At 58.1% G+C, this 16,873-nt stretch carries 16 protein-coding genes; 8 read left to right on the plus strand and 8 right to left on the minus strand.

Annotated elements, in window-relative coordinates; genetic code table 11:
* The first annotated feature begins 24 nt into the window (after positions 1–24).
* Together WD823_RS01255 and WD823_RS01260 are read left to right on the plus strand one after the other, a co-directional pair.
* Positions 25–453, plus strand: coding sequence for a hypothetical protein (locus WD823_RS01255; RefSeq protein WP_368427664.1), 429 nt, complete (start codon positions 25–27; stop codon positions 451–453).
* A gap of 103 nt (positions 454–556) precedes the next feature.
* Positions 557–1,003 carry a PH domain-containing protein gene (locus tag WD823_RS01260; protein WP_368427665.1) on the plus strand — a complete coding sequence of 149 codons (447 nt, stop codon included), beginning with the start codon at positions 557–559 and terminating at the stop codon, positions 1,001–1,003.
* A 60-nt stretch (positions 1,004–1,063) separates the two neighbouring features.
* Here the strand turns inward: WD823_RS01260 and WD823_RS01265 are convergent, their stop codons facing one another.
* The 8 genes from WD823_RS01265 to WD823_RS01300 all read right to left on the minus strand — a co-directional run bounded on the left by WD823_RS01265 (position 1,064) and on the right by WD823_RS01300 (position 10,353).
* A complete protein-coding gene (locus WD823_RS01265) occupies positions 1,064–2,035 on the minus strand; it encodes a phosphate/phosphite/phosphonate ABC transporter substrate-binding protein (protein WP_368427666.1) in 972 nt (323 codons plus the stop codon).
* Between the two features lie 67 nt (positions 2,036–2,102).
* On the minus strand, positions 2,103–3,095 hold the full coding sequence (locus WD823_RS01270; RefSeq protein ID WP_368427667.1) for a phosphate/phosphite/phosphonate ABC transporter substrate-binding protein: 993 nt from the start codon (positions 3,093–3,095) through the stop codon (positions 2,103–2,105).
* 224 nt (positions 3,096–3,319) lie between these two features.
* Complete coding sequence (gene ntrC, locus WD823_RS01275; RefSeq protein WP_368427668.1) at positions 3,320–4,714, minus strand: nitrogen regulation protein NR(I); 1,395 nt, start codon at positions 4,712–4,714, stop codon at positions 3,320–3,322.
* Positions 4,707–5,771 (minus strand): nitrogen regulation protein NR(II), encoded by a 1,065-nt coding sequence (gene glnL / locus WD823_RS01280; RefSeq protein WP_368427669.1) that lies wholly within the window; start codon positions 5,769–5,771, stop codon positions 4,707–4,709. Before glnL ends, ntrC begins: the two co-directional genes overlap by 8 nt.
* Before the next feature lie 205 nt (positions 5,772–5,976).
* Positions 5,977–7,389, minus strand: a complete 1,413-nt coding sequence (gene glnA / locus WD823_RS01285; RefSeq protein WP_368427670.1) for a glutamate--ammonia ligase — start codon at positions 7,387–7,389, stop codon at positions 5,977–5,979.
* 192 nt (positions 7,390–7,581) lie between these two features.
* Positions 7,582–8,751, minus strand: a complete 1,170-nt coding sequence (locus WD823_RS01290; RefSeq protein ID WP_368427671.1) for a cation diffusion facilitator family transporter — start codon at positions 8,749–8,751, stop codon at positions 7,582–7,584.
* 274 nt (positions 8,752–9,025) lie between these two features.
* Positions 9,026–9,265 carry a sulfurtransferase TusA family protein gene (locus tag WD823_RS01295; RefSeq protein WP_368427672.1) on the minus strand — a complete coding sequence of 80 codons (240 nt, stop codon included), beginning with the start codon at positions 9,263–9,265 and terminating at the stop codon, positions 9,026–9,028.
* On the minus strand, positions 9,253–10,353 hold the full coding sequence (locus WD823_RS01300; protein WP_368427673.1) for a tRNA (5-methylaminomethyl-2-thiouridylate)-methyltransferase: 1,101 nt from the start codon (positions 10,351–10,353) through the stop codon (positions 9,253–9,255). Before WD823_RS01300 ends, WD823_RS01295 begins: the two co-directional genes overlap by 13 nt.
* Positions 10,354–10,911: 558 nt before the next feature.
* Between WD823_RS01300 and mtgA the strand changes: the two genes are divergently transcribed.
* The 6 genes from mtgA (at position 10,912) to WD823_RS01330 (ending at position 16,732) form a co-directional block, all read left to right on the plus strand.
* Complete coding sequence (mtgA, locus tag WD823_RS01305; RefSeq protein WP_368427674.1) at positions 10,912–11,811, plus strand: monofunctional biosynthetic peptidoglycan transglycosylase; 900 nt, start codon at positions 10,912–10,914, stop codon at positions 11,809–11,811.
* 74 nt (positions 11,812–11,885) lie between these two features.
* Positions 11,886–12,767 carry a glycine--tRNA ligase subunit alpha gene (gene glyQ / locus WD823_RS01310; protein ID WP_368427675.1) on the plus strand — a complete coding sequence of 294 codons (882 nt, stop codon included), beginning with the start codon at positions 11,886–11,888 and terminating at the stop codon, positions 12,765–12,767.
* A gap of 2 nt (positions 12,768–12,769) precedes the next feature.
* Entirely contained in the window at positions 12,770–14,920 is a 2,151-nt protein-coding gene (gene glyS / locus WD823_RS01315) for a glycine--tRNA ligase subunit beta (protein ID WP_368427676.1), read from the plus strand.
* Between the two features lie 114 nt (positions 14,921–15,034).
* Entirely contained in the window at positions 15,035–15,364 is a 330-nt protein-coding gene (locus tag WD823_RS01320; protein WP_368427677.1) for a pyrophosphatase, read from the plus strand.
* Between the two features lie 100 nt (positions 15,365–15,464).
* Positions 15,465–16,016 (plus strand): D-glycero-beta-D-manno-heptose 1,7-bisphosphate 7-phosphatase, encoded by a 552-nt coding sequence (gmhB, locus tag WD823_RS01325; RefSeq protein ID WP_368427678.1) that lies wholly within the window; start codon positions 15,465–15,467, stop codon positions 16,014–16,016.
* Between the two features lie 2 nt (positions 16,017–16,018).
* Positions 16,019–16,732, plus strand: a complete 714-nt coding sequence (locus tag WD823_RS01330) for a lysophospholipid acyltransferase family protein (protein WP_368427679.1) — start codon at positions 16,019–16,021, stop codon at positions 16,730–16,732.
* The last annotated feature ends 141 nt before the right edge of the window (positions 16,733–16,873 follow it).

The following is a 16,873-nucleotide window of genomic DNA, read 5'->3' on the forward strand; positions in this document are numbered from 1 at the left end:
GTAAACTCACAGCAATAGGGGAACATGAGTTTTTTTAGAAAACTTTTTGGTAAGCGTGAAGAAAGTAACAATGTTGCGCATGTTCGCGCGATCTTAGAAAAGTTTATTGAGGCATCCTTCATACCGCTAAGTGGTATTGACGAGAAAAGCTCTAGTCATGGAATGACAATTCTTCTCTACATGTTTGGGGCGGTTGATATGGTCTGCCAAGTTAAGGGTGTCGATCAACAGACAACAATGTTGCTATTTAACGAAATGCTCCAAAATGAACTTGGCGAATACACTGATAAAGAGGCAGAAGCCCTTTTAAAAGAGGTAATCAAAGCTTCGGCTGAACCTGAAGGTCAGCAACTTATGAAGGAGGGAGCAGAGGCTCTTAGGCTCTGGCTCACCGAGAGCGATCTAGCGGTGCCGTACCGACTTACAGAGTTATTGAAGTCCAAGGGTAAATAATGAGCGGAACAACAGGCTTTAAGCGCGTATGAAAGACTACAAATACCTCGCTTCGCGTGAAAATAAGGAAGAACCCCCCGAACCAACCTCGGAGAAAGAAACTATGAACTACAGTGCGCGTCCGGCGTGGCTGAATCAGTGGTGGCAGATCGGTATTATGTTCTTGCTGCCCTTCGTTTTCATATTGGCCGTCTACAAGGGCCATCAATATTTTTCCCCCGAGAACCTGCGCGTGGTTTATGTGGTGATTGGTGCGGTGTTTGTCTACTTGATGGTGGTGGTTATATTCCGCCGGTATTCGTGGCGTTACAAAATAGACGATGCGACGATCGAAAGCCGCGAAGGGATCATTGCGCGCAAGGTGCAGTCGATCCGGATCAAGGATCTGCGCAACATCAACGTAAATCAAACATTATGGCATCGCCTCGTGAACGTGGGCGATGTTGAGTTTTCCAGTGCCGGCGGTAGCGGGATCGAGGTGGTGTTTAAGGGAGTGGATGATCCCATGCAGGTCAAGGCGCTAGCACAGCGACTGCAAGCATCCGGCTGAAGCCAGCGCGCTTCACCAGCGCCCCACATCGGTGAAATTAATTAACCAGAGATTTCCGCGCTAGCGCGCGTAGCCCCAGCTGTCCTTCAGGTACACGTCGAGTCCGGCGTAATCTTTGTCGTTGGCGTAGACCAGCCCCTTGGTGGAAGCATAGGTTTCCATCAGCCGGGCGGTGGCGGTTTTTCCTTCCCTTGAGAGCAGCCCCGTGGAGATTCTTGCCTGGTCTACCGATGAGAGACGTGGCCCGGCGGAGAACGCCTGGTTAGGCAGCGTTTTGGTTTTGTAAATGACGTGTACGGTGTTTTCGCTGTCGGAAAGTTTCTCCAGAATGGCGAGCGGGACAATCGCGGCCTCGCATTTGTTCCCGGTCGCAACACCCTCGTAAGCTTTTGTCCAGCTTCCGCTGTTGACAATCATCGGCTGGCGGACGGGGTTATCGAACTTACTGAGCACGGCCAGTGTCCCCAGATTGGGAGGATCCATCGCGCAAACGGTCTGTCCCGCGAGTTGTTTAATGGTCGAGATGCTTTTGTTGTCCTTGTGCACCACGACTGTGTACGCAAATTCATCGGCAATCTTCACCAGCACGCTGTGTCGCAGGTTCGATATCCGCCAGCTGTTGAGATGCGGCTCATCGAAGATGATGTCATAACTGCCGCGCAGCATTTCCATCTGGTAGGTGAGCCAATCGGCCGGGCGCTGGTACACGATAGTTCTACCGGTGACGCGCGACAGATATTCCGCAATCGGCTGATAGATGCGAGCGCTGTCCGCTTTTGCCTCGCGCGGCGGTGCACTGAATACCAGGACACTGTCGCGTCCCGCGGGCGCGCCACGGACGATCCCTTCGAGCGCGGGGGAACGACTGGCGGCATTCTCGGGTGGTATAAATGCGGCTTTTCGTGCGGCCGGCGGTTTTCCCAGTGTGGACTTTTCATCCGCGCCAGCGCTGATGGGCGCTGTCAGCAGCAGCACCCCGAGGGAAATCATGCCGGTCGCGACGGTTGTTCTTGATTTTTTTAAACTGTACATAAAACCTCCTGGTTGTCCGATAATTTATGGTTTCCGGTTAGCGCGCGTCAACCGTGCCGGCCACGTCTCAGTAGTAGCCCCATTCATTGCGAAGAAATTTCGCCAGGCCGCGGTATTCCTGATTGCTGGCGGGTACAAACCGGTTACCGGCCTTGTAGGCCGCACGCAGCCCGGCGGTGGAAGCATCCGCCTCGGGGGCAAGCAGGGCCCGGACGATCTTGGTTTGATCGTCGGGCAACACGTGAGGTCCGGAGGAAACGGCCTGATTCGGCATGGCCATGGTTATGTAGATAATCCGGGTTAGATTCGCGCGGTCGAATTTTTTGAGATTGGGAAGCGGCATGACCCCGCCGTCGCATTTACCGGCGATCACACCGTTATAGATCTGCTCCCACCCTTTGGTGTCGACGATCACCGGTTGACGGGCGGGGTTGTCAAACTGGCTCAACAACACCAACGCGCCGAGATCCGGTGGCGCGTGGGTGCAAAAAGTACGCCCCGCCATGTGCCTGACGTCGCGCGCCGCGGTCTGGTTGCTGACGAAGACGGCTAATTCGTTTTGCTCGGGAAGCTTGACGAGGATGGTGTAATTGAGATTTTCCACGCGGTAGCTGGCGAAGTGCGGATCGTCGAAAATGAGGTCGTAGCTGCCGTTGAGCATTTTCGTGCGATACAGCCCCCAGGTTTCCGGATGCTGGTACACGACCTTTTTCCCCAGCGCCTTGCTCAGAAACTCGGCGATCGGCTGGTAGATTTTTTTACCTTCATCGGGTGTCTCGCGCGGCGGGGCGGTGAATATCAGCGCTACCGGTGTTTCAGGCAGACGCGCGGCCAGAGTGGTTGCGTTGCGGTTGTGGGCTCCGTAAATGCGGCTTTTTTGAAGGCGTTCGCGATCGACCGAATGGACGGCATTCTGGAGTCTGAGGAATCTGCCGCCAATAATGACGTCGCATGAATGATGAGAACTGCCAGCAATACTCCCTGCGCGGTTTTCATTTTCATATTCAGCGACGCTCCCTTTCCCGAAAACCCGAATCCCAACCGCTGTTTTAATCGGCATGCGCGGACGCCGCGACGGACCCTGTTTCAAACCCCGGTTCATCATGATCCGCCGTATTTGTAAGGGGAAAGCCTAGCCAGCAATTCCGGGGAATCCAGCCACACCGAAATTCGCTTGTCATGCAGACCGACGAGCGGCTGATTTGATTGCCCCGGCGGTGTACCAACCTGCCGGGAGAAACACCGAAATATTCCGACCCAACCGGAGACGGTGCCGCCGGGATATTACGCCAAACCGAGATCCTTGAGCTTGCGGGTGAGCGTATTGCGCCCCCACCCCAGTTTTTTTGCCGCGTCCAATTTGCGTCCGCCGCAATGCTTGAGGGCAGCCTCGATAAGGATGCGTTCAAAACTGTTATTGATGTCCTTGAAAATTTCTCCCTCACCGCGGGCGAGACGCTGTTCGACAATGCTCTTGAGCCGGCCTTCCCACTCGGACTCGCGGGTGATGTCACCGTCCATGGCCAGCAGTTCCTGAGGCAAATCTTCCACGCGCACGGTCTGACCGGGCGCCATCACGGTCAGCCAGCGACAGGTATTTTCCAGTTGGCGCACGTTGCCCGGCCAGGGAAGGGCGCTCAGGTACTCCATCGCCTGCGGCGTCAGCTGTTTGGTTTCCACTCCCAGTTCGGCGGCGGATTTTTTCATGAAATGCAGCGCGAGTTCCGGAATATCCTCGCGGCGCTCGCGTATCGCGGGCAAATGGATGCGGATCACATTTAAGCGGTGAAACAGGTCCTCGCGGAATCGCCCGTCTTTCACGCGATTTTCCAGATTCTGGTTGGTGGCAGCGATGATGCGAACATTGGTTTCCACCTGATCGTGTCCTCCCACCCGGTAGAATTTTCCGTCCTGGAGCACGCGCAACAAACGGGTTTGCAGTCCCGGTGGCATATCGCCGATTTCGTCCAGAAACAAAGTCCCCCCGTTGGCTTGCTCAAAGCGACCCTGGCGCAGCTGCGTGGCGCCGGTAAAGGCGCCTTTTTCATGGCCGAAGAGCTCGGATTCAAGCAGCTCGCCCGGGATCGCCGCGATATTGATGGCAATAAAAGATTTCTCCGAGCGCGGACTGTGATTGTGCAACGCGCGCGCGACCAGTTCCTTGCCGGTTCCGGATTCACCGTTGATCAGTACACTGAGGTGCGACCCGGACAGCCGCCCGATCGCGCGGAAGACCTCCTGCATCGAAGCCGCTGAACCGATGATTTCAGGGGTTTGTTCGCCGACTGGCGCCGCCGATTTTTGCCGGCGGCGATGCTCGATGGCGCGGCGGGTGAGTCGCACCGCTTCGTCCACGTCAAACGGTTTGGGCAGATATTCGAACGCGCCGCCGCGGTAGGATGCCACCGCGCTTTCCAGGTCGGTGTGCGCGGTGATGATGATGACCGGGATTTCCGGCGCCTTGGCGTGCACGATCTTGAGCACTTCCAGCCCGCCCACCCCCGGCATGCGGATGTCGGAAATGACCACGTCCGGGCGTTGCCGTTCGAGCAGCTCGTCGATTTCATTCGCGGAGTCGAAACTCCTGACGTTCATATCAGCCTGGCCGAGGGCTTTTTCCAGGACCCAGCGGATCGAACGATCGTCGTCAATGACCCACACGATGTCCTGCCTAGCCATGATTTTTCACCAGGGGGAGATAAATGCTGAATACGGTTTGTCCCGGTCGGCTGCGGCATTCAATCAGCCCGCCGTGTTTGGCGATGACATCCTGCGCGATGGACAGACCGAGGCCGGTACCGCCGGGTTTGGACGTGACCATCGGATAAAAAATTTGGTCCTGCAACGATTCCGGTATACCGGGACCGGTATCCTCGATATCGGCACGCAATACGAGACGATGGCATTTCTGGCCGATGGTGAAACTGCGCTCGACACCCGTGCGCAAGCGGATAAGTCCCTTGTGCTGCATCGCCTCGACCGAGTTGCGCACCATGTTGAGCACCGCCTGCGTCAGCAGTTCCGGCTCGCCATCGAAATCCGGAAGGCTGGGATCGTACTGGCATTCGATGTCAAGTCCGACGGGGACTTCCACCAGGATCAGCTTGCGGACGTGTTCCAGAATTTCATGGATGTTAACCGGTTTTAATTTCAGCGGCTGGTGCGGTCCCATCATGCGGTCCACCAGATTACGCAATCGATCCGCCTCGTGAATGATGATGCGGGTGTATTCCCGCAGCGCCTTGTCGGGGAGTTCGCGTTGCAAAAGCTGGGCGGCACCGCGCAATCCACCGAGCGGATTTTTGATCTCGTGCGCCAGCCCGCGCATCACGGCGCGGTTTGCCGCCTGCCGGTCAAGCATGTTTTCCTCGCGTGCGAGGCGCAGCAGACGGTCGACCTGCGTGAGCTCCACCAGCAGTGACACCGCTTCGCTGCCGCTGTCGACAAGCGGTGACACGGTGCTATCCACCGTGATGGTTCTCTCTCCCGGCAGTTTCAGCCGTACCCCGCGCGCGGTCAGAGGTTGCCGGCCGGCCAGCGTTTGACGGAGGTTCGCTACCAAACGGCGGGAATGCGGCAATAACTCGGCGATATGGCGCCCGATGATTTTCTTCGCGCTGACTTCAAACAGCATTTCGCCCGCGGGATTGATGCTGGTGAGCCGCAAGTCGGCATCGAACGTCAGCACCGCCGTGGTCAGATTTTCCAGTATGTGCGGAGGCAGTCCGGTGGACATGGGTAAGCTTCGATGGCGGCTATGATCGGAAAGCGCATGCGTCACGTCGATCAGTTTTCCTTATGAATAAATGGGTTATAAAGATACTCCGTGTATCATTCTATCATGCACCATTTTGGTGCATTAATCGACTCAACACAATCCTTTGAAAACGAACGCCCCCAGGAGGGGGCGTTCGTGGATGATGCAACGACCTGGCGTCCCTTTAAACGCTGTAATACATGTCGAACTCGATCGGGTGGGTCGTCATGCGCAAGCGCGTGACATCGCTCATCTTAAGTCCGATGTAGGCATCGATCACGTCGTCGGTGAACACGCCCCCGGCCTTGAGGAAGGCGCGATCCTTGTTAAGTGCTTCCAGCGCCATGTCCAGCGCGTGGCACACGGTCGGAATCTTCTTTTCCTCTTCCGGCGGCAGGTCGTAGAGATCCTTGTCCATGGCTTCACCCGGATGGATTTTATTCTGGATGCCATCGAGACCCGCCATCATCATGGAGGCAAATGTGAAATACGGATTGCCGGCGGAGTCCGGAAAGCGTACCTCGATGCGCCGACCTTTCGGATTCGAGACGTACGGAATACGGATCGAGGCGGAACGATTGCGTGCCGAATAGGCAAGCAAGGTCGGTGCCTCGAAGCCCGGCACCAGACGCTTGTAGCTGTTGGTGGTCGAATTGCAGAACGCATTCAAGGCACGGGCGTGCTTGATGATTCCGCCGATGTAAAAGAGTGCTGTCTGCGACAGCCCGCCGTATTCGTTTCCGCTGAACAGGGGCTTGCCGTCTTTCGCGAGCGACTGGTGCACGTGCATGCCGGAACCGTTGTCGCCGACGATTGGCTTGGGCATGAAGGTCGCGGTTTTGCCGTAGCTGTGGGCCACGTTGTGCACGCAGTATTTGTAGATTTGCAGCTCGTCGGCCTTCTTCACGAGGGTATTGAACAGCATGCCGATCTCGTTCTGACCGGCGGTCGCCACTTCATGATGATGGGTTTCGATCTTGACGCCCATCTCTTCCATCGCCAGACACATTGCCGAGCGGATGTCCTGCTGTGAATCCACGGGGGGGACCGGGAAGTAACCGCCTTTGATATTCGGCCGGTGCCCGAGGTTGCCGCCTTCATAGACCTTTTCCGTGTTCCAGGACGCTTCTTCGGAATCGATCTTGACGAACGAGCCGCTCATGTCGGCGCCCCAGCGCACGTCATCGAGAATGAAGAACTCGGCCTCGGGCCCGAAGTAGGCGGTGTCGGCAATGCCGGTACTCTTGAGATACGCCTCGGCGCGCTTGGCAAGCGACCGCGGGTCGCGCTCGTAACCCTGCATGGTGTTGGGCTCGATGACATCGCAACGCAGGATCAGGGTCGGCTCTTCCATGAATGGGTCGAGGACCGCTGTGTCGGCTTCCGGCATCAAAATCATGTCGGACTCCTGGATGCCTTTCCAGCCGGAGATCGAGGAGCCATCGAACATTTTTCCGTGCTCGAACGTATCCGCCTCGATGGTACTGGCCGGCACGGAAACGTGTTGTTCCTTGCCCTTGGTGTCGGTAAAGCGAAAGTCGATGAACTTGACCTTCTTGTCTTTGATCATTTTGAGAACGTCTGCACCGGGCGACATCAGAATTCCTCCTCGGAAATGGTAGTGTTAGCCGTTAATGACAGCTGGAAATTGAGTGCGTATTTTTGCATGAAACATGCCATGCATAAAGTGACGTAAATTCATATAGTTAGTATGAAAGAGCGGATAAAATAGCAGCGCATTTGCACTATTACGGTGCATGAATTTTCTATTATGCACCGTAATAGTGCATTAATGAAACTTTAATTCCACCCGGCCAATGTCTTGGTCTGCCTGGCTGGCTTCGGCGAATCGCCGCGCAAGATCCTGCGCTCCCGTGGCATCGGCGACAGCAGTCAGCGGGAGCAGCAGTTCAATGTCGATGCGTCCCTTCAGATAATGCAGCGTCGTTTGCTCTATCTGGCGCGCTTCAGGGATGTGAGCGAAATATTTTTTTAGCCGCCGCTCCACTTCCTGTCGTGTCGGCAGGTCAAGACAGCTCGCGTCATCGATATCCTCTTCGGTATCGATGTGTACCATGACATCGGCCATCGGCGCGATTTCCTCGATCAACCGCGCACGCACCGTTTCGCCGATCTGATGGCCTTCCGAGACGCTCAGGTGATCATCCACGATGATGTGCACGTCGGCAAGGGCCTTTTCACCCACGCGCCGGGTACGCAACAGGTGCAGGGCCTTTACGCCACTGATGGAAAGAATGACCCGGCGGATGGATTCGAGTTGATCGGGGGCAAGCCCGGTGTCCACCAATTCACGCAGTGCTAGCCAGGCGAGTTCCCCGCCGACCTTGATCACCATGAGCGCCACCACGATCGCGGCAACCGAATCCAGAAAGCCAAACCCGAGCAGGCTGCCGCCGATGCCGGCCGCGACGATGAGCGAAGACAGGGCGTCGGACCGGTGATGCCAGGCATTGGCCCGCAGCATGTTTGAGTCGAATCGTTTGGCGGTCAGCATGGTGTAACGGTAAAGCCCTTCCTTGGCGGCGAGTGTCGTCATGGCGACCCAAAACGTCACCGCCGCGGGAATGACGAAGGTCTGGGCCGTAGTCAGGCGAATTCCGGCGTTAATGGCAATGCCGGCCCCGACCACAATCAGCATGATTCCGAGAAGCAGGGTGACGGCGGTTTCGAAACGGGCGTGTCCGTAAGGGTGTTCCGCATCTGCGTCCTTGCGCCCGTGTTTCAGCGCGAACAGCACCATGAAATCGGTAATAACATCGGACAGCGTGTGCATGCCGTCGGCCACCAGCGCCTGGGAATTCCCCACGAGGCCGATAATGACCTGGGACACGGCAAGCACCAGGTTCCAAAGCACGCTGACAAGCGTCACCCGGCGGCTGGCGGCATAACGTTCGGTGCTCGTGGTGTCGATATCGCTATGTGACCGGGCGTTGCTCATGCCGCCGCCTCCGACAGGTCGCGCAAATTTGATATATCGTATTGTCGGCGGCCGGCGGCAATTCGCCGGTCGCATCCCCGCGTTTTGCGCGGGGGGCGCCCCGGAGCGTCGCCCGAGGGACCCGCGTAGCGGGATCGGCCAGCACAGGCGACGCCAACGACCGCAGGGAGCGCGCCTTCATCCCGCCTCGGGGTCGCATCCCCACGGCGTGGGGCTCCGGCTCCGCCCCCGGCGGTCGTCCGGCACCGCGCTGCGCGGTCGCCATCTCCGCGGCTCATGCCGCTCTCACGCGGAGTGTTAACGTAATCTCACCCTCATTTTTCGAGACCGAGAGCATCTCGTGACCGTGTATCCGGCACCAGGCGGGTATGTCTTGCAGTGTTCCGGGGTCGGTAGCCCGCACCTCCAAGACATCCCCCGGGCCGAGCTCGGCAACCCGGTTTTGCGTCCGGATCACGGGCATCGGGCACAGCAAGTTCCGCGCGTCCAGCACAAAATGGCTCACAAGTACCACTCGGCAGGCACGTCGCTGGCAGCGAGCGGGGCCACATGCAGCACGCGGCTATGCCCCGCGGTGTCGGTCACGGTGAGGGTCACCGATGTGGCATCACGACCCCGGCCGAAGCGTGCGGTCAGTCGCGCCGCCAGCTCCAGATCAGTCTCGGTCACGGTCCCTTCGATCAGGACCAGCGGGCCTTCGTGACTCGTGGCATAGAGATGCATGAAGTTTTTCCGGTACCCGTTCAGAAAATTATTCTCGCCCTCGTCGCGGCCGACGATCAGCTTGAAATGCGGCCGCGGACGCAGGTGGCGGCCGACCTTGAGCAGCATGATGTCGTCGAATTCGTACTGTTTGGTGCCGCGCGCGGCCCACAGGTCCGCCAGCTTGCGTGAATACTGCTCATTGGTGAGAAAGCAGCAGCCGCCCGCGGGTTGGGCATAATCCGAGAAACCGTATTGCTTTGCCAGCGCCATTTGCGGTTTGCGGCTGCGGCCGTTGAAATCGAGCAGCTTGCTGCGGTCCACCCAGCCTGCACGTTCCGGCAACGTTTCCGGCAGCAGCTTGGCGCACAGCGGCCGCAGCAACCGGTCGAACGCGCCGGACTCGCGCGCCACCACCGGCATGGTGTCCCTGCGCTGCGACATCGGGCGCTGGCCCAGTACCTCGCCGGTAATAATGAAATCAAAATCGTTCCGTTCCATCCATTCACGCGCCTTGCGCACCATGAATCCCTTGCAGTCGAGACAGGGATTGAGATTGGCGCCATAACCGTGTTTGGGATTGATGACAACTTCCTTGTATTCCTCGATGACTTCGATGATGTGCAGCTTGATGCCGAGCTGTTCCGCCGTCCACAGGGCGTTGTTGCGCTTTGGCTTGGCTTGCGCTTGACGGCGAATCGCGTGCGTATGCCCTTCCACGCAAAAGCCGGTATAAAAGTTGATCCCCTCAACGTGGATATTTTGGTCCAGCATGACTCGGGCCGCGAGCATGGAATCAAGCCCGCCCGAAATCAGCGCAACCGCTTTGCGCGGTTCTCCCGAAGTCGGAGACACGGGTGAATGATCGAGCTTGGTTGTCGGTGCAGGTCGGATTGTCATGAAAACACCGTTACTAAAACTGGCTGAAGAAATACTAGCGCAATTGACGGCATCCGGCACGCCGGTGGATTATCGCGGGCGATCCGGGGTTGCTCGTGTGATGTGCTACGGCCGCGCGCGTAATCAATGAATACCGGGATAAGAAAAATGTACGATGCAGAAATCTGAATCGAATGGCCCAACGCGGGTCCGGATGCAATCGCGGCTGTCAGGCGGCTTCGAGATAACCGGGGCCCACAAAAAAGGGCCCTTGCGGGCCCATTTTATTGTTATGCCGGTCTTCATAGGGACCGGGTTCTTCCCCCGTGGTGACTCAGGCGTTACCCAGAAACGCGCAAACAATAACGAATCGCATCCACTCTGTCCATCTTAATCTCTGCCACGGCGGTCCCCCCTTTGATTGTTTTATGGGCCCTGGAAACGTTGGCGTTTTCCGTGACAGGCGTGCCGCGGTCCAGGCTATACGGTCCGGACAGCTTCCATGGCAGTGCTAAAATTGAGATTCCACGGCGGTCATCGGTGAGTTTACGGATACAGATGTTTTCGCACGGCTTATTCTTGAAGCGACGCCGCGGAAGACGCGGTTTCAGGGAATACCTGCGCCGGTCGGGGCGCATATTGCGCTGGGCATTCCGGATTCTGCTGCTGCTTTTAGTTGTTGACCTGTTTTACCTCGGGATCACGTGGCCGGACTGGAAGAAGCTGGCCGATGGCCCGGTGCCGAAATCGGCTTTTATGGTTGCGTACGAGAAGCAGCGTGCCGAGGAAAAAAATTGGCCGCGCCTGAATTGGCAACCCGTTTCCATTAACTCAATTCCCAAGCACCTGATCCGCGCCGTGATCCTTGCCGAGGACAGCCGTTTCTACGAACACAGCGGATTCGACCTCATCGCCTTCAAGGAGGCCATGGACTACAACCTGAGCGAAGGCCGTTTCGTGTTGGGCGCGAGCACCATCTCGCAACAGACGGTGAAGAACCTGTTCTTGAGTCCGTCACGAAATCCTTTGCGCAAATGGCATGAGCTGATTTTGACCTGGGGCATGGAACGCAGTTTGTCCAAGCGGCGCATCCTTGAGCTCTACCTCAATATCGCCCAGTTCGGCCATGGCATTTATGGCGCGCAGTCCGCCGCACTCGTCTATTGGGGAATCACGCCAGACAGACTGACGGTGGCGCAAGCGGCGGAGCTGGCCGCGACGCTTCCCAGTCCGGTGAAAAACAATCCGGTCACCCGCAGCCGTTATTTTGAAAAACGATCCAGAAGACTGTCAAGCCTGCTTATGCGTTTTCCGGGCGACGCCGCGGAAGCGGTCCGCCCGCGACCCTTTGAGATGTTTGCCTTGCCGCCGGAAAACGGGAATGGAACGAGCGAGTCCCCCGATAATTCTTCAACGCCACCGCTGGTGGAAAAACTGCCGCCGGTCGAAGATCGATCTATCCCGGGCCAAACGCGCTGAACGCGCGGTGTACCCGGGCACGGGGAAAGGTATAATCCCGGGCAAACAATCCGGTTGTTCCACCTGATCTATTCGTGACTTTCCAGGATCTAATTTTTGAGTTGTCCCGGTACTGGGCCCGCCAGGGTTGCGTCATGCTGCAGCCCTACGACATGGAAATGGGCGCGGGCACGTTTCATACCGCCACGTTTCTGCGCGCGCTCGGACCCGAACCGTGGAAGGCGGCCTACGTGCAGCCGTCGCGGCGACCGAAGGACGGCCGCTATGGCGAAAATCCGAACCGCCTGCAGCACTATTACCAATTCCAAGTGGTGCTCAAGCCCTCGCCCGATGGCATTCAGGATTTATATCTGGATTCGCTGCGCGCCATCGGCGTAGACACGAAAAATCACGATATTCGTTTTGTCGAGGATGACTGGGAATCACCCACGCTCGGTGCCTGGGGCCTGGGTTGGGAAGTGTGGCTCGACGGCATGGAGATCACACAGTTCACCTATTTCCAGGAAGTCGGCAGTCTGCCGTGCAAACCGGTGTTGGGTGAGATTACTTACGGCCTGGAGCGTCTCGCCATGTATCTGCAGGAGGTGGAGAACGTCTTTGACCTCGTGTGGACCCGTGGGGTTTCGTACGGGGACGTTTATCATCAGAACGAGGTCGAACAATCGAAATACAATTTCGAGCATTCAAATGTCACGTGGCTGCTTCAACAATTCACCGATTACGAAACCGAGGCCCGGCGACTGATGGAGCTGAATCTTCCGCTGCCGGCTTTCGAGATGGTGATAAAGTGTTCGCACACCTTCAACCTGCTGGACGCGCGCGGCGCCATTTCCACCACCGAGCGTGCTACCTACATCGGTCGCGTGCGCCAGCTCGCGCGCCTGGTCGCCCAGAACTATTACGCTGCGCGCGAGCGCTTGGGATTCCCCATGCTCCAGCGGAAAAAGGCGAAATAATCGTGCCCGGCCCTTCCACTCGCAGCAGGAAACGGCGCGCCACCCGCCGCCCGGCCCGGGTCGGGGCTCATCAAACCCTGCTGATCGAAGTGCTCACGGAAGAGTTGCCGCCCAAGGCGCTGTTCCGGCTCATGGAGGCGTTCAGCAAGAATATTTTTGACGGGTTGAATGAAAAGAATTTACTGGCCGCGGGTGCCGAACCACGGCCTTACGCCACCCCCCGGCGACTGGCCGTCCTGGTGACGCGGGTGCTCGACAAGCAACCCGAACGCGTGGTGGAGCGCAGAGGTCCGGCGGTGACGGCGGGGCTGGACGCCGCGGGCAAGCCGACGCCGGCGCTGCTGGGTTTCGCCAAATCCTGCGGTGTGGCCGTGGCGAAACTCGGGAAGCGCTCCGGCGACAAGGGGGAATATTTCGTTTACGCCTCCCGGCAGAAAGGCACGCCGCTGAAGCAGCATCTTGCCGCCATCGTCGAATTGGCGCTCGTGAAACTCCCGGTGCCCAAACTCATGCGCTGGGGCGCTGGCGAGGCGCAATTCGTGCGTCCGGTGCACGGGGTCATTTTGCTGCACGGGAACCAGGTCGTGCCGGGCGTGGTGCTTGGGCTCCCGAGCGGCAACAAGACGCGCGGCCACCGTTTCCTGAGTAACGGTGCAATCACCATTCCCCGCGCCGGTGACTACGAAAAAATTCTGAAACAGCAAGGCAAGGTAGTCGCCTCCTTCGAGGGACGCCGGGAAATCATCGCGAAAATGCTGGACCGGGAGGCGAAAAAAGTCGCCCCGGCCGCGAGTTGGGGGATCGGCAAGGCCGCGGAACTCGAGGAGGAAGTCACCAGCCTCGTCGAGTATCCGGTGGTGCTGGCGGGCAAATTCGACCAGGCATTTCTGAGCGTGCCGCGGGAGTGCCTGATTTTCAGCATGCAGCAGCACCAGAAATATTTTCCGCTGGTCGACAAACAAGGGAAGCTGCTCGCGTCTTTTCTTTTTGTCAGCAACATGAATCCGTCGGATCCAAAAGCGGTGATTCACGGCAACGAGCGCGTGCTGCGGGCGCGGCTGTCCGATGCCAAGTTTTTCTACGATCAGGATCGCAAAACCAGTCTCGCCGATCGCGTGCCGCGGCTGGCGGAGGTGGTTTATCACAACCGGCTCGGCAGCCAGCTCAAGCGCACGCAACGGCTGACGAAACTTTCCGTGGCGATCGCGCGACGGCTGAAAGCCGATGAAATTCTTGTCGAACGCGCCGCCTCGCTGTGCAAGGCCGACCTGCTGACCGAGATGGTGGGTGAATTCCCGGAATTGCAGGGCATCATGGGGCGGTACTACTTGCGCCACGAGGGCGAAGCGGTCGAGGTCGCGGAGGCCATTGAACAGCATTATTACCCGCGTACCGCCGCCGGCGCGTTGCCCAAACAATCCATATCCGTGTGCGTGGCGCTTGCGGACAAGCTCGACACCCTGGTCGGCATTTACGGGATCGGACTGGTGCCGACCGGTGAAAAAGATCCTTATGGACTGCGACGTGCGGCTTTGGGCGTGGTGCGCATCCTCGCGGAGAAGTCCCTGCCGCTTGATGTAGTGGAGCTGCTCTCCCTTGCAGCCAGCCAATTTCCGGACGGTGTTGTTGCCGGGAGTGTTGCCCCGGAGCTTCATGGCTTCATGCTGGAGCGCCTGAAACCTTATTTGCGCGAGAAAAACTTTGAACCGGATGAAATCGACGCGGTGCTCACGCCACCGCCCACGCGGCTGGATCAGGTGTTGCCGCGCCTCAAGGCGCTCAAGGAATTTCGCGCGCTGCCCCAGGCCCAGGCACTGGCCGCGGCCAACAAGCGCATTCGGAATATCCTGCGCCAGGCGGGGGGCACGCCCGCTCTTGAGGTGAACGTCAACCAACTGACCGAGCCCGCGGAGCGGAAACTCTCGAAGGCGGTGCAGAAGCTGGAAGGACGGGTGGCGCCGCTGATCAAAGCGGGCAACTATGCGGAGACGCTCAAGCGCCTGGCCGGATTGCGCCCGGTCGTGGATGAATTTTTCGATAAGGTCATGGTGATGGTGGATGACAGCGCGGTGCGCCATAATCGGCTGGCGCTGCTGAACCGCCTGAGCAATTTGTTTCTGAACGTCGCGGATATTTCACGGCTGCAAGGCTGAGAAAATAGACAGGATTTACAGGACTAACAGGATTCGAGAAAAATCGGGGACTTGTGATTACTTTTGTTTTAATCTTGTAAATCATGTTAATCCTGTCCATTCTGGTTTTTTCATATGAATACCGATTCGTATCAGGACATGCTCACCACGGTGCAGGCGTTTCATGCCAAACACCGTTTCCGTGAAACCGGCGGTGAAGAGCTCGCCTATCGCGTCGCGCTCATGGCCGAAGAACTCGGCGAGATCTCGGCTTGTGTCGCCAAGGGAAAATCCAAAGCGGCACTGGCCGAGGAATGTGCCGATCTGTATATCCTGCTCATCGGCACCGCGATCGCGGCGGATTTCGGTTTGCGCCGGGCATTCTGGGACAAGATGAAGCTAGTCGAAAGCCGCGAAGCCCGCCTGATCAACGGCCGCATCCGCGTCTCGGAATTCAAGGATTAAAAATGGACAGGATTAACAGGATTTACAGAATTAAAACCGAGACACGATCTGTTTCCCTTAATCCTGTTAATCTTGTAAATCCTGTCTATACACAGTTTTTATGAAGCTTGTCATCCTCGACCGCGACGGCGTTATCAACCACGACTCGGACGATTACATCAAGCTGCCCGAGGAGTGGGTTCCGATTCCCGGCAGCTTAGAGGCGATCGCGCGGCTGCACCGCGAGGGTTACCGTGTCGTGGTCGCGACCAACCAGTCCGGCGTGGCCCGCGGCCTGTTCGAGATGGATACGCTGGCGCGCATCCACGCCAAGATGCTCGATGCGGTCCGCGCCAAGGGCGGTGAAATTGACGCGATCTTCTTTTGTCCCCACCAGCCGGAAGACAACTGCCGTTGCCGCAAGCCGCAACCCGGCCTGTTCGAGGAAATCGCGGACCGGCTGAAGGTGAATCTCAACGGCGTGTATGCCGTGGGCGACAGCGAGCACGATATCGTGGCCGCGCGTCTGGTCTCCGCGCGTCCGGTGCTGGTGCGCACCGGCAAGGGCAAACGCACCCAGAAAAAAAGCAAAGCGTTGACGAACGTTCCGGTGTACGACGACCTGGCGGCCTTCACCGACGACCTCCTTTCCGGCACACTGCCCGCGAATTGAACTTGGCTCGATCCCGTTCCGTACTGTTCAACTTGCTGCTGTGGGGTTCGGTCGTCATTTATGCTCCGCTGTCGTTGCTGACCGTGGTGCTGCCCTTCCCGGTACGCTATCGCATCATCCGCCAATGGGCGCGGTGGCAGGTCGTGTTGCTGAAAACGCTCTGCCGGCTCGATTACCGCGTCGAGGGCCGCGAACACCTGCCCGCGGGGGCGGCGATCATTTTTTCCAAGCACCAATCGGCGTGGGAGACCATCGTGTACCAGGAGATTTTCCCCCCGCAGACCTGGGTGCTGAAACGCGAATTGATGTGGATACCCTTTTTCGGTTGGGCGCTGGCCTTGCTGCATCCGATCGCCATCGATCGCGGTTCGGGCCGCAAAGCGATCGAGCAGGTCGTCGCGCAGGGGCGCGATCGCCTGCGCTCCGGCATCTGGGTCGTGGTGTTCCCCGAGGGCACGCGCGTCGCGCCCGGCACCCGGCGGCGCTACGGGATCGGTGGGGCGGTGCTCGCGGCCGAGACCGGTTATCCCGTCGTGCCGGTGGCGCACAACGCCGGCACGTTCTGGCCGCGGCGCAGCTTCTTCAAGCGCCCCGGTACCGTCCGGGTCGTCATCGGCCCGGTGATTGAAACTCACGGCAAGACCGCGGAAGAGATCCGCGATCGCGCGGAGACGTGGATTGAGGACAAGATGCGGGAATTGGAGGGAATGGGTTAACGAGAATTAGACGACCTAAATGTCGCTTTATAAAGCCGCATAATACTGGAATTCCGTACCATGAATAGTCAAGTGAGATTCGCGTTTAGCGTGTTTGATCTGGCCTGCCATTAAATAGTACCGAAAATAAGAAATAACGAA

The sequence above is a fragment of the Sulfuricaulis sp. genome (assembly GCF_040901545.1).
In the GTDB taxonomy this organism is placed as follows: Bacteria; Pseudomonadota; Gammaproteobacteria; order Acidiferrobacterales; family Sulfurifustaceae; genus Sulfuricaulis.

Bases quoted from the DNA above. Each gene is read 5' to 3' on its own strand.
- WD823_RS01255 (WP_368427664.1), top strand. From the start codon at position 25: ATGAGTTTTTTTAGAAAACTTTTTGGTAAGCGTGAAGAAAGTAACAAT.
- WD823_RS01260 (WP_368427665.1), top strand. From the start codon at position 557: ATGAACTACAGTGCGCGTCCGGCGTGGCTGAATCAGTGGTGGCAGATC.
- WD823_RS01265 (WP_368427666.1), bottom strand. From the start codon at position 2,035: ATGTACAGTTTAAAAAAATCAAGAACAACCGTCGCGACCGGCATGATT.
- WD823_RS01270 (WP_368427667.1), bottom strand. From the start codon at position 3,095: ATGCCGATTAAAACAGCGGTTGGGATTCGGGTTTTCGGGAAAGGGAGC.
- ntrC (WP_368427668.1), bottom strand. From the start codon at position 4,714: ATGGCTAGGCAGGACATCGTGTGGGTCATTGACGACGATCGTTCGATC.
- glnL (WP_368427669.1), bottom strand. From the start codon at position 5,771: ATGTCCACCGGACTGCCTCCGCACATACTGGAAAATCTGACCACGGCG.
- glnA (WP_368427670.1), bottom strand. From the start codon at position 7,389: ATGTCGCCCGGTGCAGACGTTCTCAAAATGATCAAAGACAAGAAGGTC.
- WD823_RS01290 (WP_368427671.1), bottom strand. From the start codon at position 8,751: ATGAGCAACGCCCGGTCACATAGCGATATCGACACCACGAGCACCGAA.
- WD823_RS01300 (WP_368427673.1), bottom strand. From the start codon at position 10,353: ATGACAATCCGACCTGCACCGACAACCAAGCTCGATCATTCACCCGTG.
- WD823_RS01320 (WP_368427677.1), top strand. From the start codon at position 15,035: ATGAATACCGATTCGTATCAGGACATGCTCACCACGGTGCAGGCGTTT.
- gmhB (WP_368427678.1), top strand. From the start codon at position 15,465: ATGAAGCTTGTCATCCTCGACCGCGACGGCGTTATCAACCACGACTCG.